General features: G+C 71.4%; 22 protein-coding genes. 12 read left to right on the plus strand and 10 right to left on the minus strand.

The features are described 5' to 3' along the window. Positions 1–76 precede the first annotated feature (76 nt). Genes CF8_RS13965 through CF8_RS13985 form a run of 5 tightly spaced genes read right to left on the minus strand, consistent with a single transcriptional unit; the run spans position 77 to position 5,522 of the window. Positions 77–1,867: an acyl-CoA dehydrogenase gene (locus tag CF8_RS13965; RefSeq protein WP_010833752.1), complete on the minus strand. Its 1,791-nt coding sequence runs from the start codon at positions 1,865–1,867 to the stop codon at positions 77–79. An 11-nt stretch (positions 1,868–1,878) separates the two neighbouring features. Then, the gene (locus CF8_RS13970) at positions 1,879–2,790 is read right to left on the minus strand and encodes a CPBP family intramembrane glutamic endopeptidase (protein WP_036491069.1); all 912 of its coding nucleotides are present in this window, start codon (positions 2,788–2,790) and stop codon (positions 1,879–1,881) included. 16 nt (positions 2,791–2,806) lie between these two features. Next, the gene (gltX, locus tag CF8_RS13975; protein WP_010833754.1) at positions 2,807–4,258 is read right to left on the minus strand and encodes a glutamate--tRNA ligase; all 1,452 of its coding nucleotides are present in this window, start codon (positions 4,256–4,258) and stop codon (positions 2,807–2,809) included. After that, positions 4,255–5,064, minus strand: a complete 810-nt coding sequence (locus tag CF8_RS13980) for a fumarylacetoacetate hydrolase family protein (protein ID WP_036491071.1) — start codon at positions 5,062–5,064, stop codon at positions 4,255–4,257. Before CF8_RS13980 ends, gltX begins: the two co-directional genes overlap by 4 nt. Before the next feature lie 53 nt (positions 5,065–5,117). Further along, complete coding sequence (locus CF8_RS13985; RefSeq protein WP_010833756.1) at positions 5,118–5,522, minus strand: VOC family protein; 405 nt, start codon at positions 5,520–5,522, stop codon at positions 5,118–5,120. 20 nt (positions 5,523–5,542) lie between these two features. Here CF8_RS13985 and CF8_RS13990 point away from each other — a divergent pair, with 20 nt between their 5' ends. Together CF8_RS13990 and CF8_RS13995 are read left to right on the plus strand one after the other, a co-directional pair. After that, positions 5,543–6,391 (plus strand): hypothetical protein, encoded by an 849-nt coding sequence (locus tag CF8_RS13990; protein ID WP_010833757.1) that lies wholly within the window; start codon positions 5,543–5,545, stop codon positions 6,389–6,391. Positions 6,392–6,400: 9 nt separating this feature from the next. Continuing rightward, a complete protein-coding gene (locus tag CF8_RS13995; protein ID WP_010833758.1) occupies positions 6,401–6,976 on the plus strand; it encodes a 2'-5' RNA ligase family protein in 576 nt (191 codons plus the stop codon). On the opposite strand, the gene CF8_RS14000 is transcribed toward CF8_RS13995, so the two are convergent. Then, positions 6,964–7,605 (minus strand): sulfotransferase family 2 domain-containing protein, encoded by a 642-nt coding sequence (locus tag CF8_RS14000; protein ID WP_010833759.1) that lies wholly within the window; start codon positions 7,603–7,605, stop codon positions 6,964–6,966. The genes CF8_RS13995 and CF8_RS14000 overlap by 13 nt on opposite strands. A gap of 55 nt (positions 7,606–7,660) precedes the next feature. On the opposite strand from CF8_RS14000, the gene CF8_RS14005 reads away from it, so the two are divergent. After that, entirely contained in the window at positions 7,661–8,275 is a 615-nt protein-coding gene (locus tag CF8_RS14005) for a pentapeptide repeat-containing protein (RefSeq protein WP_232211514.1), read from the plus strand. On the opposite strand, the gene CF8_RS14010 is transcribed toward CF8_RS14005, so the two are convergent. Next, positions 8,265–8,837, minus strand: coding sequence for a TetR/AcrR family transcriptional regulator (locus tag CF8_RS14010; RefSeq protein WP_010833761.1), 573 nt, complete (start codon positions 8,835–8,837; stop codon positions 8,265–8,267). The genes CF8_RS14005 and CF8_RS14010 overlap by 11 nt on opposite strands. Before the next feature lie 106 nt (positions 8,838–8,943). Between CF8_RS14010 and CF8_RS14015 the strand changes: the two genes are divergently transcribed. The 8 genes from CF8_RS14015 (at position 8,944) to CF8_RS14050 (ending at position 15,423) form a co-directional block, all read left to right on the plus strand. Beyond that, complete coding sequence (locus CF8_RS14015) at positions 8,944–9,552, plus strand: biotin transporter BioY (protein WP_010833762.1); 609 nt, start codon at positions 8,944–8,946, stop codon at positions 9,550–9,552. Continuing rightward, on the plus strand, positions 9,549–10,238 hold the full coding sequence (locus tag CF8_RS14020; protein ID WP_010833763.1) for an energy-coupling factor ABC transporter ATP-binding protein: 690 nt from the start codon (positions 9,549–9,551) through the stop codon (positions 10,236–10,238). Before CF8_RS14015 ends, CF8_RS14020 begins: the two co-directional genes overlap by 4 nt. Next, entirely contained in the window at positions 10,235–10,843 is a 609-nt protein-coding gene (locus tag CF8_RS14025) for an energy-coupling factor transporter transmembrane component T family protein (RefSeq protein ID WP_010833764.1), read from the plus strand. The genes CF8_RS14020 and CF8_RS14025 overlap by 4 nt, the downstream gene beginning before the upstream one ends. 24 nt (positions 10,844–10,867) lie before the next feature. Beyond that, entirely contained in the window at positions 10,868–11,938 is a 1,071-nt protein-coding gene (gene bioB, locus CF8_RS14030) for a biotin synthase BioB (RefSeq protein WP_010833765.1), read from the plus strand. After that, a complete protein-coding gene (locus tag CF8_RS14035; protein ID WP_084622885.1) occupies positions 11,935–13,176 on the plus strand; it encodes an adenosylmethionine--8-amino-7-oxononanoate transaminase in 1,242 nt (413 codons plus the stop codon). The genes bioB and CF8_RS14035 overlap by 4 nt, the downstream gene beginning before the upstream one ends. Next, positions 13,176–14,306: an 8-amino-7-oxononanoate synthase gene (locus CF8_RS14040; protein ID WP_010833767.1), complete on the plus strand. Its 1,131-nt coding sequence runs from the start codon at positions 13,176–13,178 to the stop codon at positions 14,304–14,306. Before CF8_RS14035 ends, CF8_RS14040 begins: the two co-directional genes overlap by 1 nt. After that, positions 14,303–14,968: a dethiobiotin synthase gene (gene bioD, locus CF8_RS14045; protein ID WP_010833768.1), complete on the plus strand. Its 666-nt coding sequence runs from the start codon at positions 14,303–14,305 to the stop codon at positions 14,966–14,968. The genes CF8_RS14040 and bioD overlap by 4 nt, the downstream gene beginning before the upstream one ends. Positions 14,969–15,042: 74 nt before the next feature. Next, positions 15,043–15,423, plus strand: a complete 381-nt coding sequence (locus CF8_RS14050; protein ID WP_010833769.1) for a VOC family protein — start codon at positions 15,043–15,045, stop codon at positions 15,421–15,423. Between the two features lie 6 nt (positions 15,424–15,429). Here CF8_RS14050 and CF8_RS14055 read toward each other — a convergent pair whose 3' ends face one another. Further along, positions 15,430–16,827, minus strand: a complete 1,398-nt coding sequence (locus CF8_RS14055; protein ID WP_010833770.1) for an amidase — start codon at positions 16,825–16,827, stop codon at positions 15,430–15,432. A 39-nt stretch (positions 16,828–16,866) separates the two neighbouring features. Beyond that, entirely contained in the window at positions 16,867–17,421 is a 555-nt protein-coding gene (locus CF8_RS14060; RefSeq protein WP_010833771.1) for an NAD(P)H-dependent oxidoreductase, read from the minus strand. A gap of 95 nt (positions 17,422–17,516) precedes the next feature. Here CF8_RS14060 and CF8_RS14065 point away from each other — a divergent pair, with 95 nt between their 5' ends. Beyond that, positions 17,517–18,107, plus strand: a complete 591-nt coding sequence (locus CF8_RS14065; RefSeq protein WP_232211515.1) for a TetR/AcrR family transcriptional regulator — start codon at positions 17,517–17,519, stop codon at positions 18,105–18,107. A gap of 3 nt (positions 18,108–18,110) precedes the next feature. Here the strand turns inward: CF8_RS14065 and cimA are convergent, their stop codons facing one another. Then, complete coding sequence (gene cimA / locus CF8_RS14070; RefSeq protein ID WP_010833773.1) at positions 18,111–19,703, minus strand: citramalate synthase; 1,593 nt, start codon at positions 19,701–19,703, stop codon at positions 18,111–18,113. Positions 19,704–19,724 lie beyond the last annotated feature (21 nt).

Consider the following 19,724-nt stretch of genomic DNA (forward strand, 5'->3'; position numbering starts at 1 on the left):
TGACGCGTCTTCAGGACCGAGAGGAAACCCTACACGTGACCGCGCGGCCCTTCCAAAATGGCCCGGTCCATCACCGTCAGAACCACGCGTCGCGCATGCTCAGCGCGGTGTCGTCACCGGAGGCCAGCAGGTCGAACTGCACGCGGGTGCGCGGCAGCTCCCAGCGGAAGAAGTAGGCCGCAGCCTGGCGCTTGCCGTCGTAGAAGTCGCCGGCCTTGTCAGCGCACGCGACGAGCTGCTCGAGCCAGATCCAGGCCACCACGACGTGGCCGACCGCTTCGACGAATGCCGTCGAGTTGGCCATCATCCGGTCGAGGTCACCGAGGTCGGCAAGTGCCCCGATGGTGCTCGCCAGCTGGTCCAACGACTCCTGGAGACGTCCCGCGAAGTCCGCGGTGTCTCCCCCGAGGTCGGTGGCGCGTTCGATCGTCACGGCCATCCGCGCACCCAGCACCTGCAGCCGGGCGCCACCGTCAGCCAGCACCTTGCGCCCGAGGAGATCGAGACCCTGGATGCCGTGGGTCCCTTCGTGGATCTGGTTGAGACGATTGTCGCGGTAGTGCTGCTCGACGTCGTGGTCGCGGGTGTAGCCCGCACCACCGAGCACCTGGATGGCGAGGCTGTTCGCCTCCAGGCACCAGACAGAGGGCCAGTCCTTGACGATCGGCGTGAGCACCTCGAGGACCTGGGAGGCCTCATTGCGTTCGGCCTCCGTCGGGGCGGTGAGCAGATCGTCATGGACCCTCGCGGCATAGAGCACCAGCGCGAGCGCACCTTCGACATAGGCCTTCTGCGCCAGCAGCATGCGGCGTACGTCTGCGTGCTCCACCAAGGGGACCTGGGGGTCCTCCGGGCCGGCCGCCATGGGGCGACCCTGTGGCCGAGAGCGGGCGTAGGCGAGGGACTTCAGGTAGCCGGTGTAGCCGAGTGCAGCACCGGCCAGCCCGACCCCGATCCGAGCCTCGTTCATCATCGTGAACATGCACGACAGCCCACGGTGCGGCTCTCCGACGAGGTAGCCCACTGCGCCCGGCTGGCCGCCTGGCGTGAACGCGCCGGAACCGAAGCTCGGCGCAGTGTTGACCGTGCCGCGCCAGCCCATCTTGTGGTTGATGCCGGTCAGCGTCACGTCGTTGCGCTCGCCGAGCGAGCCGTCGTCGTCCACGAGGACCTTCGGCACCAGGAACAACGAGATGCCACGCGTGCCCGACGGACCACCCGGGATCTTGGCAAGCACGAGGTGCACGATGTTGTCAGCGAGCTCGTGGTCGCCTGCGGAGATCCACATCTTCTGGCCGAAGAGCCGGTAGGTCCCGTCGTCCTGCGGGACCGCGCGCGTCGTGATGTCGGCCAGGTTCGATCCCGACTCCGGCTCCGAGAGCGCCATCGTGCCGAGGAAGCGGCCCTCGAGCAGCGCCGGCACGAACTTCTCGACCAGGTCGGGCGGCGCGTGGTGGACCAGCAGGTTGGCGTTGCCGGCCGTGAGGGACAGATAGCCCGTGGTGCCGATGTTCGCGGCGGCGAACCAGGCTCCGGATGCCACGCTCACCACGGTGGGGAGCTGCAGTCCGTCGTGCTCGGCGTCGAAGCCCAGGCGCAGCAGGTCGGAGGCGGCGTACGCCTCGACAGCCTTCTTGACCTCGGGCAGCAGGTGCACGGACTCGCCGTCCCAGGTGGGCTCTGCCAGGTCGGCTGCGCGGTTGTGCGGGGCGAACAGGTCGGTGGCGAGGCGCTCACTCAGACCGAGGACACCGTCGAAGGTCTCACGCGAGTGCTCGGCATACCTCTCCCGAGCCGTGAGGGACTCGACATCGAGCCACTCGTGCAGCAGGAACTCCAGGTCTCGCCTAGACAGGATCTCCGACATGGCGGTGCCTCTCAGGTTGGCGCGTGGGTCGTCGCGAGGCCCCAGCGCCGGGCCAGGCGCGTCGCCAGGACGAGGTAGACCAACGACTGGGTGAGTGTCCCCGGGAGGCTCCACCACGTGCCACCAGTGGGGTTCAGGGCGCTGCTCATGTCGGTGAACGCGAGCGCGAGGCCGAAGGCGAGGAAGTTGTTCAGGACGTGCATCGCGATGCCCGCCTCGAGCCCACCGGTGAGGATCACCAGGGTGCCGGCCACCAGCCCGAACGCGAAGCGGTCGACGAAGATCGGCAGGTCCTGGCCGATGCCGTGGGCCAGGGCGAAGAGCAGTGACGAGAGCAGCACCGCGACGACGCGGTTGCCGAACACGCCACCGAACGCTTGCATGAGGTAGCCGCGGAACGCGAACTCCTCCCCCGCAGCCTGCAGCGGCGTGAGCAGGAGCACCACGAGCAGGAAGTCGCGGGTGGTCGAGGTGAAGGCGTTGGGCTCGCTCGCCAGCTCGGTGCCGCCGCCCTGGGGCACCACCGTGGACACCAGCACGGTCGCGACCAGAGCCACGACGGACAGGCCCAGGCAGGCCAGGAAGAACCGCCAGCGGATCCTGCGGGCGACCGACATCAACCACCCGGGCCCGAGCCCGTGCAGGGCGAGGTTGACCAGGATCGCGACCGGGATGGCCGAGGCGAGCACGAGGTTGACGTAGGCCAGGCCGAGCGGCGTCACGTCGTCGAGGTCGAGCACGGACTCCACGCCGGCACCGACCGGCTCGCCGGTGGCCAGCAGCCAGGCGACGACCGGGAAGAGTGCTCCGATCGGCGCCAGGACGAAGACCCCGAGCACCACGAGCAGCACGCCGACGACCGGTCGCCACCTGCCCGGCCGGCCGAGGCGTTGCAGCCGGTGGTACTCCAGGCCCGCGCCCATCGTCACTCGGGCCGACTCACTCGGACATCGCGTCGCGCAGGCGCGCGATGGAGCGCTCACGACCGAGCAGCTCGAGGGACTCGAACAGCGGCGGACTGATCTTGCGGCCCGAGATCGCGATCCGGACCGGCCCGAACGCGTTGCGCGGCTTGAGCCCCAGCTCGTCGACCAGCTTGGCGCGGAGAGCCTCGTCGATGGCGGCGGTGCTCCACACGTCGATGGCCGAGAGGGCGTCGTACGCCGCCTGCACGACCTCGCGCCCGGCATCGTCGAGCTCGTCGTGGCGCACGAAGTCGGCGTCGGCGACGAACAGGAAGTCGAGCATCGGCGCGGCCTCGGTGAGCTTGTTGATGCGTTCACCGACGAGCGGCATCGCCAGCTCGAGCAGCTGCGCGTCCGCATCGGAGACAGGATCGCCCAGCACTCCGGCCGTCTTGAGGAAGGGCAGTGCCCGGTGGGTGATGTCGTCGAGCGAGAGCAGTCGCATGTGCGAGGCGTTGATCGCGTCGGCCTTCTTGATGTCGAAGCGCGCCGGGTTGGGGTTGACGTCGCCGATGTCGAACGCCTCGACCATCTCCTCCATGGAGAAGATGTCGCGGTCGCCGGAGATCGCCCAACCCAGCAGGGCCAGGTAGTTGAGCAGGCCCTCAGGCAGGAAGCCCTGGTCGCGGTAGGCCAGCGCGTGCGCCTCGGGGTCCCGCTTGGAGAGCTTCTTGTTGCCCTGCCCCATGACGTAGGGCAGGTGCCCGTAGCTCGGGGTCGCCGTCGCGATCCCGACCTCCTTCAGGGCCTCGAAGAGGGCCAGCTGCCGAGGGGTGCTCGAGAGCAGGTCCTCGCCGCGCAGCACGTGGGTGATCTCCATCAGGGCGTCGTCGACGGGGTTGACCAGCGTGTAGAGCGGGTCGCCGTTGGCGCGGCACAGCGCGAAGTCGGGGACGTTCGCGGTCTCGAACGTGATGTCGCCGCGGACCAGGTCGGTCCAGGTGATCGACCCGTCGGGCATCCGGAACCGGACGATGGGCTTGCGACCATCTGCCTCGAACGCGGCCCGCTGCTCGGCGGTGAGCTCACGGCAGAAGCCGTCGTAGCCCATCACCTTGGAGCCGCTCGCCTTGCGCCGTACGTCGACCTCGTCGTTGGTGCAGAAGCACTCATAGGTGTAGGACGAGTCGCGCAGCCGCGCGAGGGCGTCGGCGTAGATCTCGCCGCGCTCGCTCTGCTTGTACGGGCCGTGCGGGCCACCGACCTCGATGCCCTCGTCCCAGGTGAGCCCGAGCCAGCGCCACAGGTCCAGGATCCCGTCATAGGACTCCTGGGTGCTGCGCTCCTTGTCGGTGTCCTCCATCCGGAAGACGATCGTGCCGCCGTGGTGGCGCGCGAACGCCCAGTTGAACAGCGCCGTGCGGGCGAGGCCGACGTGCGGGGAGCCCGTCGGGGACGGGCAGAAACGGACGCGGACGTTGCTCATCGTGCTGCCACCTTGTTCGTGAGGGTGCCGAGACCGGCGATGGAGATCTCCACTTCGTCGCCGACCTGCATCGGGCCGACGCCCGCGGGCGTGCCGGTGAGGATGACGTCGCCGGGCAGCAGCGTCATCACGCTGGAGACGTGGGCGATCAGGGTCGGGATGTCGAAGATCAGGTCGCTGGTCGAGCCGTCCTGCTTCAGGTCGCCGTTGAGGTGGGTCTGGATGCGTACGCCGTCGGCGAAGTGCTGCGGGTCGAGGTCGGTCTCGATCCACGGACCCAGCGGGCAGAACGAGTCGAAGCCCTTCGCCCGGGTGAACTGCACGTCGCTCTTCTGCAGGTCTCGAGCGGTGACGTCGTTGGCGATCGTGTAGCCGTGGATGACGTCGGTCGCCTGCTCGACGGGCACGTCGCGGCAGATGCGGCCGATGACGACGGCGAGCTCGCCCTCGAACTGCACGTCGCTGGACTGGGCCGGGTAGAAGATCGGGTCACCGGGCCCGACGACGCTGGTGTTGGGCTTGATGAACATCAGCGGCTCGGACGGCACGTCGTTGCCCAGCTCGGCGGCGTGGGCGGCGTAGTTGCGGCCGATCCCGATCACCTTGCTGCGCGGCAGCACCGGCGCCAGCAGCCGGACGTCGGCCAGCTTGAACTGCTGGTCGACGACCTTGACGCCGACATAGAGCGGGTCGCCCGCCAGGGCAACGATCACCGTGTCCTCGGAGGGTTGGCCGAACTCGTCCACCTCGCCCGTGACCACGCCGTACATGGGCTCGTCCCCGGCAGTAAATCTCGCTATACGCACGTGCCTGACCCTATCCGGCGCTCGGGTGGGTCGAGCGCGCGGCCGACGGCGGATCAGCCGAGCCGGAACACCCCGCGCTGCGGGCCGCCCTTCTCCACCGTGCTGCGCTCGATGCAGAACTCGTTGCCCTCCGGGTCGGTCATCGTGACCCAGCCGGTGCCGTCCTCGTTGCGGTGGTCCTCGTGGATCGCGGCGCCGAGGACGATGGCCTGCTCGACCTGCTCGTCACGGGTGCAGTCGGTCGGCGCGACGTCGAGGTGCAGCCGGTTCTTGACCTTCTTGCCCTCGGGGACCGGGATGAAGAGCAGTCCCAGCCCGCGCGTCGGGAAGCTGGGTGCGACGACCACCTCGGGATCGTCGTCGTGGAAGACGCTCCACCCCAGCAGGGCCGCCCAGAAGTCCGCGAGCTTGCGGGCGTCGGCGCAGTCGAAGGTGACGTTGTGCATCTCGACGGTCATGGCGCCTAGCCTTGCACGCCATGGAGGTGCTGGCACGCGAGAAATGGCAGGCCCGTGCGGCCGCCCACGCGGCCCGGGTCGACGCCTTCATCGAGCCCCACCTCGCTCGCCGCGGATCGTCGGTCAAGCACCCCGTGCACGACTTCCTCTTCACCTACTACGCGCAGCGCCCTGCCCAGCTGCGCCGCTGGCACCCGGGGTACGGCGCCGCGCTGGCCGACGCCCGGGAGTTCGACGGGCTCCGCGGCTACCGCGACGGCGCGGTCACGGCCGAGCACGTCGCGTCGCAGGCGCAGCTCGTCCGCGGGCTCCTCAACCTGCTGCGCGCCACCGAGGCCCGGCCGGCGCACACCGGCTGCTTCGGGCTGCACGAGTGGGCGATGGTCTACCGCCAGTCCCCCGACGAGCTGCGGCACAACGACTGGCCGCTGCGGCTCGGGTCGTCCGGCACCGACGAGGTTGTCGAGGCGCACCAGGTCAAGTGCTCCCACTTCGACGCCTTCCGCTTCTTCACCTCACCCGCGCGCGGGCTCAACGTCCTGCAGCCTGCGAGCGACGACCGCGCGGCGTACGAGCAACCGGGCTGCCTGCACGCGGGGATGGACCTCTACAAGCACGCGTTCCGCCTGACCCCGATGATCTGCAGCGACCTGGTCGCCGACTGCTTCGAGCTGGCGCGCGAGATCCGTGTCCTCGACATGCGCGCGGCGCCGTACGACCTGCTGGACCTCGGTTTCGACCCGATCCCGATCGAGACGCCGGAGGGGAAGGCAACCTATGTCCGCGCGCAGCGGGCGTTCGCGGAGCGGGGCGCGCCGCTGCGGCGCAGACTGATCGAGGAGTGCGAGCGACTGCTCGCCACTCGGTAGCCTGCCCCCGTGGCTGACTTCGCCCTCGAGCTGAGCTTCGACGACGCGAGCGAGGCGGCCGTTGTCAGGCAGTGGGAGGCGCTCCGGGCGGCGGGACTGCCGTCCCAGGCCGATCACAGGTCCATGACGAACGCCCCGCACCTCACGCTCGTCGCTGCCCAGACGCTCGACCCGGCGCTGACGGCTGTCGCGACCGCGACGATCGCGTTGCCGGCCACCCTCGTCGTGCGCGGCGTCGTGCTCCTCGGAGTGGGCGCGCGAGTCACGGTCGCCCTCCTCGTCGAGCCGGACCACACGCTGGCCGCCGCCGCTGCCCGCGTGCGCGACCGCGTGCCGGACCTGCGACACCCGGTCTGGACCCCGCACGTCACGCTCGCGCGCCGAGTGCCGCGGACCCGGCTGGCCGAGCTGCTGGAGGTCCTGGACGCGCACCCTGCCCCGGCCACACTGACCTGCACCCGGCTGCGCTGGTGGGACCCGGTCACGGGCGAGATCGAGGAGCTCGCGCGGAGCCAGGCGAGCGGCCGTGTGGATCTGGAGTCACCCGCAGGCCCCGAAGCCACACGGTCGGGTCAGAACTCGTAGTCGAACGCCTCGATGGCGTCGGCGAACACGTCGGCGACGCGGGCCCGGGAGGCGTCGGTGTACAGCTCGCGGTAGTGACCGGCGGGGCGGGCGTTGGCCTTGGCGCGCGGAAGGTCGGGCGAGCCGGGGAGACCGAGGTGGTCCCACACCTCGTCGAGCTCGTCGGCGAGGCGCTCGTAGCGCAGGACGCGATCGACGGCGAGACGGCCGCGGATGCGATACATCCGGCGGTTGTTGGCGAGCTGCTCGATCCACTCCTCGCTGACGTACTTCTCGAAGTCGGGCAGGTCGGGCAGGTCCTTGTACTTCCAGTAGTACAGCGAGACGACGGCGTCCCACGGGTTCCGCTCGATCGCGAACTTGTAGTAGTCGCGCCAGGCGGGGACGCCGACGACGTCGCGCGTGAGCCGCGCGCTCATGTGGTTGAAGGCCCGTCGCGGCAGGGGCGGCGACTCGAAGTTCTGGGGCGGGAGGCCACCGGCGTTGCGGCGCAGCTCCTCGTCCTCAGGGCTGATCAACGTGATGACGTCGTCGGGGCCGCACACCTTCGACAGCGCGATCTCGACGCTCGTGCCCGCCGTCTTGCGAGTCTTGAGGAAGATGAAGCGGTGGGCATGGGACGCGATCACGCGCCCGACCCTACCGGCGGCTGCGCCCGGGCTCGGCCCGGTTAGCGTGAGCGGCGTGACCGACGAGCCGCCGACCCCCATGCAGGCCGACGGCCGCCAGTACAAGAACGACGACTGGTACGCCGAGGACCTCGGCGCCGCGAGCTTCGTTGACTGCACCTTCAGCGGCGTCGACTTCAGCGAGGCGACGACGTCCGGGGCGACGTTCGAGCGCTGCACGTTCCACAACTGCTCCTTCGGCTCGAGCGTGCACACGTCGACGGCGTTCGTCGCCTGCGACTTCCGGCGCTGCAAGTTCTTCGACGCGACCTTCGACGGCTGCAAGCTGGTCGGCAGCGTCTTCTCCGAGTGCACGATGCGACCGCTGACCCTGCGCGGCGGGCAGTGGCAGTCGGTCACCATCCGCGGAGCCAACCTGAGCAGGATCGACTTCACCGGGGTCGACCTGCGCGAGGCCGACCTGTCCATGAGCGACCTGTCGTTCGCCGTACTCACCAAGGCGCAGCTCGACCGGGCCACGCTGCGGGAGACGAAGCTCGACGACGCCGACCTGCGCGGGGCCTCGCTCGACGGCGTCGACCTGTCGGTGGCCCAGCTGCGGCGCACCAAGCTCGACCTCATGGGTGCCGTGCTGCTCGCTGAGCTGTACGGCGCCGACGTCACGCCCTGACGGCAGCCTCGACGCGCGAGCGGAGACCGTCGACGACGACCTCCAGGCCGGTCCAGAAGTCGGGCAGCGAGTCGAGCTCGCGCTCCACAGCACCGGCGCTGATCGCCTGGATCGCGGTCTGCTCCTCGAAGGCGTGACCGAAGATGTAGTGGAGCAGCGTCCGGCTCCCGACGAGCGCGAGCTGGTCGTCCAGCCCGGCCTCGCGCAGGATCGCCTCGAGCTCGAGCGGCGGGCCCTGGACCCCCATGCCGAAGGCCCACACCGTGGCGACCACGTCGGCGCCGTCGGTGCAGGCGAGCATCGCGTCGCGCAGCTCGGCGCAGACCTCGTGCACCCGGCCGGTCCAGTCGGCGTCGTCGGCCGTGCGGGGGCGCTGGCCGCGGCGGAGGATCTCCTCGGCGACCGCAGCGAGCAGCGTCTGCTTGTTGGCGAAGTGGTGGTAGATCGCACTGGGCTGCACGCCCAGCTCGGCGCCGAGCCGGCGCATCGTCAGCGCGCCGAGACCGTAGGTCGCGACCAGCTGGTGTGCGTGCGCGAGCACGTCATCGCGGTGGTAACGCATCTCACTCCCCGCCGTCCGTTGACCGACACGTCCCCCGCAGCCTAACCTGAACGCCGTTCAACTGACCACTGTTCAGGTCAGTCCCCCTGATCCGAGAGCAGTCGTCATGAGCATCGCACCCAGCCGCAGCACGGGCACCGACATCGCCCTGATCGCCGGCTTCGCCGCGTTGATCGCCGTCTGCGCGATCTCCCCGGCCATCGGCATCGGCGGACCGGTGCCGATCACGCTGCAGACCTTCGGCGTGCTGCTCAGCGGCGCCGTCCTAGGCGCTCGTCGCGGCTTCCTGGCCGCCCTGCTCTACGTCGTCGCCGGCGCGGCCGGGCTGCCCATCTTCACCAGCGGCGCTGCCGGGCTCGGGGTCCTGACAGGTCCGTCGGCGGGCTACCTCGTCGGCTTCCCGCTGGCCGCGGGCCTGTGCGGCTTCATCGTCGAGCGGCTCCCCCGCCGCGCGATCCAGACCAGCCTGCCGCTGATCTTCGCCGCCGGGCTGGTCAGCAGCGCCGTCTTCATCCACACCCTCGGCATGGCCGGCCTGGTGCTGCGAGTCCCGATGACCTGGGCCGGCGCCTTCGACTTCGACAAGTTCTTCTGGCCCGGCGACGTGCTCAAGAACATCGCCGTCGCGATCGTCGCGACCGCGGTCCACCGCGCCTTCCCGGACCTGCTCGGCGCCCGGCGCACCGAGCAGCCCGAGGACGCGCTCGCGGCGTGAGCCGCATCGAGCTCGACCGCGTCACCGTCCGCTTCCCCGTGGCGGACGGTGACGTCGTCGTGCTCGAGGAGACCTCGCTGTCCCTCACCGAGCCGAGCATCGCGCTGATCGGTCCCAACGGGTCGGGCAAGTCCACCCTCGCCCGCCTCCTCAACGGTCTCGTGACCGCCTCGACCGGCCGCGTGCGCGTCGACGGCCTCGACGTCGCACGCGAGGGCCGCGCCGTACGCCGCAAGGTCGGGTTCGTCTTCACCGACCCGGCTGCCCAGCTGGTGATGCCGACGGCCGTCGAGGACATCGCGCTCTCGCTGCGCCGCCACCACCGGGACAAGCACCTGCGGCGCGCGGCGGCAGAGACGCTGCTGGCGGACTACGGCCTCGAGGGCCTCGGCGACCGCAGCGTCCACTCGCTCTCCGGCGGCCAGCGCCAGCTGCTCGCGCTCGCCGGAGTCCTGGCGATCGAGCCCGACGTCGTCGTCGCCGACGAGCCGACCACGCTGCTCGACCTCGCCAACGCCCGCCGGATCGGCGACCTGCTGCTCTCGCTCCCCCAGCAGCTCGTGCTGGTCACCCACGACCTCGACCTGGCCGCCCGCTGCGAGCGCGGGATCGTGATGGCGGACGGTCGCGTCGCGTTCGACGGGCCCGCAGCCGCAGCCGTCGCCCACTACCGGGTGACGGCATGAGCGGCGACCTGCTGGGGCTCCACCAGCCCGGCACGACGTGGCTGCACCGGCTCCCCGCCGGGGCCAAGCTGCTGGGCCTGCTGGCCGCGAGCATCGTCGTCGTCGCCCTGCACGGCCCGGCCACCGTGGTCGCCGAGCTCGCCGTGACGCTGGCCGTCGTCGCCTCCTCCCGGATGGGCTGGCGCTCCCTGCTCCGCTCGCTGCGCGGCCTGCTGCTCGTCGTCGCGATGCTGGCGGCCTACCTGTGGTGGCAGCAGGGCTGGATGCGCGCGGTCGAGTCCGTCGGCGACCTGGTCACCCTCGTGCTGCTCGCGACGGTCCTCACGGTCACCACGCCGGTCGACGAGATGCTCGACACCATCACGCGCGGACTGCGCCCGCTGCGCCGCATCGGCGTCGACCCCGACGGCGTCGCGCTCGCCTTCTCCCTGCTGCTGCGCGGCATCCCCACCACCCTCAAGCTCGCCGACGAGACCCGCGACGCCGCTGTGGCGCGCGGCCTCGAACGCGATCCCCGGGCCCGGCTGACGCCCCTCGTCATCCGGGTCGTCGCCCACGCCCGTGCCACCGGCGACGCCCTGCACGCCCGCGGCATCCACGACTGATCACCCACCCCACCAGGAGAAACCATGACGACGACCTTCGCCCAGATCGCCGACCGCATCCTCGCCGGTGGCGCCGCCACCCCCGACGACGCGCTCGCGGTGCTCCGCGCGAGCGACGCGGAGCTGCTCGACGTGGTCGCGGCGGCCGGACGGCTGCGCCGGGCCCACTTCGGGAACACGGTCAAGGTCAACTACCTCGTCAACCTCAAGTCCGGCCTGTGCCAGGAGAACTGCAACTACTGCTCGCAGGCGCTCGGCTCGACGGCGCCGATCCTGAAGTACTCCTGGCTCAAGACCGACGAGGCGCTCGAGCAGGCCGCGGCCGGGCTCAAGGGCGGCGCCACCCGCGTCTGCATGGTCTCCAGCGGTCGCGGTCCGAGTGACCGCGACATCGACAAGGTCACCGAGATGGTCGGCGCCATCAAGGGCGAGAACCCCGGCGTCGAGGTCTGCGCCTGTCTCGGCCTGCTCAAGGAGGGCCAGGCCGAGCGGCTCAAGGACGCCGGCGTCGACGCCTACAACCACAACATCAACACCGCCGAGTCCCACCACGACACGATCGTGCAGACCCACACCTATGCCGACCGCGTCGACACGGTGACCAAGGCCAAGACCGCCGGGCTCTCCCCCTGCTCCGGCCTGATCGCCGGCCTGGGCGAGACCGACGAGCAGCTGGTCGAGGCCCTCTTCGCCCTGCGCGAGCTGGAGTCCGACTCGATCCCGGTCAACTTCCTGATGCCCTTCGACGGCACGCCGTACGAGAACACGTGGGAGCTCGACCCCACCCGCTGCGTGAAGATCCTGGCGATGGCGCGCTTCGTGTGCCCCGACCGCGAGGTCCGGATCGCCGGCGGTCGCGAGATGCACCTGCGCTCGCTGCAGGGCCTCGCACTCCACGTCGCCAACTCGATCTTCCTCGGCGACTACCTCACCTCCGAGGGCCAGGCGGCCGAGACCGACCTCGAGCTGATCCGCGACAACGGCTTCGTGGTGCTCGGCTCGGACGAGCATGACGCCCAGGTCGCCGCCGGTCAGTCGCACGACCCGGCCATCCGTCGACGCGGGGCGGGGACGACCGTCGCCGCCAACGCCTGATGCCCGACCTGCTCGACTGGGACCGCGCGCACCTCTGGCACCCCTACACCTCCCTCACGACGCCGGCACCGACGCGCCTGGTCACGGCCGCGTCAGGTGCTCGGCTCGAGATCGACGGTCGCGTGGCCATCGACGCGATGTCGTCGTGGTGGGCGACGATCCACGGCTACCGGCACCCGGTCCTGGACGATGCCGTACGCCGACAGCTCGCCGACTTCTCACACGTGATGTTCGGCGGGCTGACCCACGAGCCCGCGGTCCGGCTCGGCCAGCAGCTGGTCGAGCTGACCGGTCTGCCGCACGTCTTCTTCGCCGACAGCGGCTCGGTCAGCGTCGAGGTCGCGATGAAGATGGCGATGCAGGCACGACCGGGGCGCCGGCGCTTCCTGACCGTGCGTGGCGGCTACCACGGCGACACCTTCGACGCGATGAGCGTGTGCGACCCCGAGGGCGGCATGCACACGCTGTGGTCGGGCGTCCTCCCCGATCAGGTCTTCGGGCCCCGACCTCCCGCGGTCGGTGAGCCGATCGAGGAGTGGGCGTCCGCGTTGCGAGCCCTCGCCGCCGAGCACGCGTCCGGCATCGCCGGCCTGATCGTGGAGCCGCTCCTCCAGGGCGCCGGCGGCATGCACCCCTACCCGGCCGAGTGCCTGACCGTCTTTCGCGAGATCGCCGACGAGCACGACCTGGTGCTGGTCTTCGACGAGATCGCGACCGGCTTCGGCCGCACCGGCCACCTCTTCGCCATGGACGCGGCCGAGGTGAAGCCGGACATCCTCTGCCTGGGCAAGGCGCTGACCGGCGGCTACATGTCGCTCGCGGCAGTGCTGTGCACCAGCGAGGTCGCGGACCGGATCGAGCCGGGCGGCGTGCTGATGCACGGCCCCACCTTCATGGCCAACCCGCTAGCGTGCGCCGTCGCCTCGGCCAGCATCGACCTCCTGCTCAGCAACGACTGGCAGGCGACGATCACCCGCATCAACGAGCGCCTGACCCCCGGGCTCGCCGTAGCGGCCGCGCGACCCGGCGTGCTCGGCGTACGCACCATCGGCGCCGTCGGCGTGATCCAGCTCGACCACGCGGTCGACGTGGCCGTCGCGACGGACGCCGCCCTGGCAGCCGGGGTGTGGCTGCGACCGTTCCGCGACCTGATCTACACGATGCCGCCCTACATCTGCACCGACGACGAGATCGACACGATCTGCGCGGCGATGCTCGCGGCCGCGGAGGTGGCGTGATGGGCGCCTGGGAGACGTGGCTGACCGACGAGGCCGTCCGCCGTGACGCCGCCGGGCTGACCCGCAGGCTGCGGCCGCGCGGCTCCGACGACGACGTCATCGACCTCGCCGGCAACGACTACCTCGGGCTCTCGCGCGACCCCGTCGTCGTCGCCGCGGCCGCGGACGCCGCCCGCACGTGGGGCGCCGGCGCCGGGGCGTCCCGGCTGGTCACCGGCACCCTGAGCCTGCACGCGACGCTCGAGCAGGAGCTGGCCGTCTTCCTGGGACAGCCCGCCGCGCTCGTCATGTCGACCGGCTACCACGCCAACCTCGCGGTCGTCACCGCACTGGCCGACCGCGACACCTTGATCGTCTCCGACGCCCACATCCACGCGTCCCTGATCGACGCCGCCCGCCTGTCGCGCGCCGAGATCGCGGTCACCCCGCACGGCGACGTGGCCGCTGTCGACCAGGCCCTCGCGGGTGCAGGGAGTCGGCGCGCGATCGTGCTGGCCGAGTCGATCTACTCCGTGCTCGGCGACGCCGCTCCCCTGACGGACCTGGCGTCCGTCTGCGCCCGCCACGACGCACTGCTGGTCGTCGACGAGGCCCACGGGCTCGGTGTGGCGGGCACTGCCGGCGAAGGACTGGTCAAGGCGCTCGGCCTCGCCTCCGCGCCCCACGTCGTCGTCACGGCCACGCTGTCCAAGTCGCTCGGCGCCCAGGGCGGCGCCGTCCTCGGCTCCCCCGCCCTGGTCCACCACCTCGTCAACCGGGCGCGACCGTTCATCTTCGACACCGCGCTCAACCCGGCCGCGACCGGTGGCGCCCTCGCCGCCCTGCGGGTGCTGCGCTCGCGACCGGACCTGCCGGGCGTGGTCCGCGCCCGCGTCGAGTCCCTCGCCGCGCGGCTCGGCGTGGACGTCCCGGCGGGCGCCGTACTCTCCGTGCCGATGACCTCGCCGCACGTCGCGATCGCTGCCCAGGCCGAGTGCCTGGAGCACGGCGTGCGCGTCGGCTGCTTCCGGCCGCCGTCGGTGCCGGACGGCATCTCGCGCCTGCGCATCACCACCAACGCGGGCGTGCCCGACGACGCGTGGGCGAAGGCGGGCGACCTGCTGGCCAAGGTCGTCGAGGCGCACCGATGATCCTCGTCGTCACCGGCACGGGCACCGGCGTGGGCAAGACCGTCGCGACCGCGGCCCTGGCCGCACGCGCCGCCGGGTCGGTCGTCGTGGTCAAGCCGGTGCAGACGGGCGTCCTGCCCGGCGAGGTCGGTGACGTCGACGACGTACGCCGCCTCGCGGGCTGCGAGGTCACCGAGCTGGTCCGCCTGCCCGATCCGCTCGCGCCCGACACCGCCGCCCGGCTGGTCGGGGTCACGCTGCCGAGCGTGGCGGAGCACGCCGCCCGGGTCCGTGGGCTCGCGGACGACTTCGACACGGTGATCGTCGAGGGTGCGGGCGGACTGCTCGTGCGCCTCGACTCCGAGGGCGGAACGCTGCTCGACCTCGCCGCCGCGCTGGACGCCTCCGTCGTGGTCGTCGTCGCTGCCGGGCTGGGCACGCTCAACCACACCGAGCTCACCGTCGACGCGTTGCGCACGCGTGGCCTCGAGCCGGAGGGGCTGGTCATCGGGTCCTGGCCGGCCTCGCCCGACCTCGCCGAGCGCTGCAACCTCGACGACCTGCCGCGCGTGACGGGACTGCCCGTGCTCGCGGTGATCCCGGCCGACGTCGGGTCGCTGGAGCAGTCGGCATTCCTCGCAGCCGCTCCTGGGTGGTTCACGCAGGAGGCAGGGCGTAGTTAAGTGAGAACTTGTCGGATCTCGACGAGATCACGACAAACCCTCACTCAACTACCCGGCCCGCTCGGAGGTTCACCATGAATGCATCCGACCAGTACGCCAGCGTGCGCTACCTCGTCGACGACGTCGACGCAGCCGTCGAGTTCTACACCACGCACCTCGGGTTCGAGCTGCTCTCGCACCCGGCGCCACCCTTCGCCGACGTCGTGCGCGGGCCCCTGCGGCTCCTGCTCTCCGGCACCGCCAGCTCCGGCGCCCGCGCGACTCCCGACGGTTCCATGTCGGCCGGCCGCAACCGCATCCACCTTGTCGTGGACGACTTCGACGCGCTCGTGGCCCGGCTCCGGGAGGCCGGACTGCCCTTCGCCAGCGACGTCGTCTCCGGGCCGGGCGGTCGCCAGGTCCTGCTCACCGACCCCGCCGGAAACCTCGTCGAGCTGTTCGAGCCGGCGACCTGACGCGGCTCACCACCCCGGTGGCTGCCGACCGGCCCACGGAGCGGCGGCCTCGACCTGCGCCGAGACCGAGAGCAGCAGCTCCTCCTCGGCCGGCCGCGCGGCCAGCATCACGCCGACGGGGAGACCGTCCGGCGTCCAGTGGAGAGGCAGCGAGACCGCCGGCATCCCGGTCACGTTCCACGCGCTCGTCCATGGCGTGAACCGCTTCTGCGCCTCGAAGTCGGCCGCCGGGTCCTCGTCGTCGCGCAGGTCGCCGACCAAGGGAGGAAGGGTCGCGACGGTCGGCGTGAGCACGAGGTCGTACGGCGCCAGGCTGGCCAGCGCGTCCGCGGCATACCTCCGGAGCTGGCCGATCGCGAGGCCGAACTCGGGAGCGCTGACGGCCCGCCCCTTCTCGCTCAGCCACCGCGTAAGCGGTCGGATCTCGTGCTCGCGCCCCTCCGGGACCTCGGCCATCGCCGTGAGGACCGCCCAGCAGACCTCGAAGGTCGCCACCGCCTCGCGGGGCAGCGGCACGTCGATGTCCACCACGTCGTGACCGAGGCCGGCGAGCATGGCGGACGCCTCGTCCCACGCCGTGCGCACGACAGGCTCGACCTCACTGTCGGTGATGACTGGTGTGATGAAGCGAGCGACCCGGAGACGTCCGGGGTCGCGGTCACAGGCAGTCAGGAACGAGTCGAGAGGGGGTGGCGCCCAGGAGGGATCACCCACCCGCCGACCGGCGAGCACGTCGAGCAGGGCGGCGGCATCACGCACCGTGCGCGCCAGCGGACCGGGCGTGGCCAGGCCGACCGGATCGCCGTACCGCGGAGCGCCGCTGATCCGACCGCGCGTCGGCTTCAGCCCGACCAGCCCGCAGCACGACGCCGGGATGCGGATGGAGCCACCGCCGTCCGAGCCCGGCGCCACGGGGACGAGCCCGGCGGCCACCGCGGCCGCGGCACCACCGGAGGACCCGCCAGCCGTGCGGCGGGGATCCCACGGGGTGACTGCCGGCGGGGCGACGTCGGGCTCGGTGTAGCAGGGCGAGCCGAACTCCGGTGTGTTCGTCTTGCCCAGGCTGGGCATCCCCGCGGCCTCGACGGTGAGGACGAGGTCGTCCGACTCGTCGGGCACGAAGCCGTCGTAGGCCGCCGAGCCGAACGTCGTGCGCACGCCGGCCGTCGGGTGCAGGTCCTTGATCGCGGTGGGCACTCCCCACAACGGGCCGGCACCCTCGGGGCGACCGCCGTCCCGGAGCCTGCGTGCGTGCGCGCGCGCCTGCTCGGGCGTGGACGTGACGAACGCGCCGACGGTGTCGGCGCGTTCGAGGTAGTGCTCGACGAGGTCGAGCGGCGTGACGTCGCCGCGGCGCACGAGCTCACCCTGCTCGAGGGCGGTCAGGTCATGCAGTGGAGGCACGACCCGACGGTACTCGCGCGCCGCGGCGCACGCCGGGGATCAGGCCGCAGCGACGGTCTCGTGCGACACGAGGGCGGTCAGGGCACCCACGAGGCGCTCGACCGCTGCCTCGTCGGCGAGCAGGTCACCGTTGAGGGCCGACTCGCTCGCGACGATGCCCTCGACGACGGTCGCGCCGGCGATGGTCGCGGAGTGGCGCGCGTGCTCGTGCGACCACTTGCCGCCGTACGGCGTCGGGGTGGCGCCGACGGCCGCGAACGGCTTGCCCACGATGGCGCCGGCGCCGTACGGGCGCGAGAGCCAGTCGATGGCGTTGTTGAGGACGGCCGGCATGGTGCCGTTGTACTCCGGCGTCACGACGAGCAGGCGGTCGGCGGCGGCCACGGCGACACGCAGGGCGACGGCGCTCGCGGGGACGGTCTCGCCGTCGAGCTCCTCGTTGTAGAACGGGATCTGGTCGAGGCCCTCGACGATGTCGATGGTGACGCCCTCGGGGGCGTTGGCCGAGAGGTGCTCGGCGATGCGACGGTTGAGCGAGTCGGCACGCAGGGAGCCGACGAGGACAGCGACACGGGTCTGGTTCGAGGTAGTCATGCCGGTTCAAACGGACCACGGTCCGTTTACATTCCCGATCGCGGAGAATTTCCAGCACACGGCCGTCCGCCGGGCACGACAACTACCCTGACGACGTGCCGATCAGTCTCCCGATGGCCGACGAGCCGCCTCACGAGCGCGCCGACGCCGCCCGCAACCGCGACGCGATCCTGGCTGCCGCGTCCCGGCTCGTCGACGAGGTCGGCGTCGAGGGCCTCTCCATGGACTGCGTCGCGCACGCGGCGGGGGTCGGCAAGGGCACCCTGTTCCGGCGCTTCGAGAGCCGCGAGGGCCTGATGGCGGCCGTGCTCAACCGCTCGGAGACCGAGTGGCAGTCCGCCGTCTTGGCTGGCCCGCCACCGTTGGGTCCCGGCGCCGCGGCCCACGACCGGCTGCTCGCGATGGGACACTCCCGGCTGCGGCTCAACGTCACCCACGGCGCCCTGATCAAGGCCGCCACCGGCAGCAGCGGCGCCCGCTCGCGCGCGGCTGCGGCGTTCGCGATCATGCACGTGCGCTACCTGCTCGGCGAGCTGGGCGTCGACGGCGACCTGCCCCTGCTGGCGATCGCCATCCTGGCCCCGCTCGACATCACCATGATCGAGCAGCAGCAGGCCGACGACGTCACCCTGGAGCGGATCGAGGCCGCCTGGGACGACCTCGTACGTCGCGTGGTGGCCGGCTGAGCGTCAGCGGTGGTGCTTGCGCAGCCCGAAGGTCAGCCCGTCGACGAGCGCGCCCCACGACGCCTCGATCACGTTGTGACCGACCCCGACCGTGACCCATGACGACTCGCCGTCGGAGGTCTCGATCAGCACCCGGGTGATCGCGTCGGTGCCGTGGCCCTGGTCGAGGATCCGCACCTTGTAGTCGATCAGCTCGAACTTCGCGACCTCCGGGAAGGCTTGGCCGATGGCCGAGCGGAGCGCGGCGTCGAGGGCATTGACGGGGCCGTTGCCCTCGCCGGTCACGACGTAGCGCACCTCCTCGGAGCGCAGCTTGACCGTGGCCTCGGACACCGCCTCGCCGTCGGGCGTGGTCTCGGTGATGACGCGCCACGACTCGACGTCGAAGTAGGAGGGGCGGACGCCCTCGACCTCCTCGACGAGGAGCAGCTCGAAGGAGGCGTCGGCCGCCTCGAAGGTGTAGCCGGTCTGCTCCATCGCCTTGACCCGGTCGGTCACGCGAGTCACGAGCTCGCGGTCGCCGGAGAGGTCGAAGCCGAGCTCCTTGCCCTTGAGCTCGATCGAGGCACGACCGGCCATGTCGGAGACGAGCAGGCGCATGTCGTTGCCGACGCCGATAGGGTCCATGTGCTGGTAGAGGTTGGGGTCGACCTTGATCGCCGAGGCGTGCAGGCCGGCCTTGTGCGCGAAGGCGGACGTGCCGACGTAGGGCTGGCGCGACGCCGGCGGCACGTTGGTCACCTCGGCCACGGCGTGCGCGATCCGGGTGGCCTCGCGCAGCAGCCCGGCCGGCAGCACCGCCCGGTCGAGCTTGAGCTCGAGGTTGGCCACGACGGTGACCAGGTCGGCGTTGCCGGTGCGCTCGCCGTAGCCGTTGATGCAGCCCTGCACGTGGGTCGCGCCGGCAGCGACGGCGGCCAGCGAGTTGGCGACCGCGCAGCCGGAGTCGTTGTGGGCGTGGATGCCGACCCGGGCACCCGTCGAGGCGATCACGTCGGTGACCACGTCGGAGACCCAGTCGGGCAGCATGCCGCCGTTGGTGTCGCACAGGGCGACGACCTCGGCGCCGGCCTCCGTCGCCGTACGCAACACCTCGAGGGCGTAGTCACGGTTGTCTCGGTAGCCGTCGAAGAAGTGCTCGGCGTCGAGGAAGACCGTCTGGCCCTCGGCACGGAGGTGGGAGACGGTGTCGCGCACCATCGCGAGGTTCTCCTCGAGGGTGGTGCGCAGGGCCAGCTCGACGTGGCGGTCGTGCGACTTCGCGACCAGCGTCACCACCGAGGCGCCGCTGTCGCGGAGCGCGGCGACCTGCGGGTCGTCGGCCGCCCTGACCCCGGCCCGCCGGGTGGCCCCGAAGGCCGCGAGGCGCGCGTGGCGCAGGTCGAGCTCCTGGCTCGCGCGCCGGAAGAACTCGGTGTCCTTGGGGTTGGCGCCCGGCCAGCCGCCCTCGATGAAGCCGACCCCCAGCCCGTCGAGCTGGCGCGCGATCGTCAGCTTGTCGGCGACGGAGAGGTTGAGCCCCTCCTGCTGCGCGCCGTCACGCAGCGTCGTGTCGTAGACGTGGAAGGAGCCCTGCAGGTCGAGCGGCTGGGACATCGGATGAATCCTTCTCATCGG

This window comes from Nocardioides sp. CF8 (genome assembly GCF_000389985.1).
Lineage (GTDB): Bacteria > Actinomycetota > Actinomycetes > Propionibacteriales > Nocardioidaceae > Nocardioides > Nocardioides allogilvus.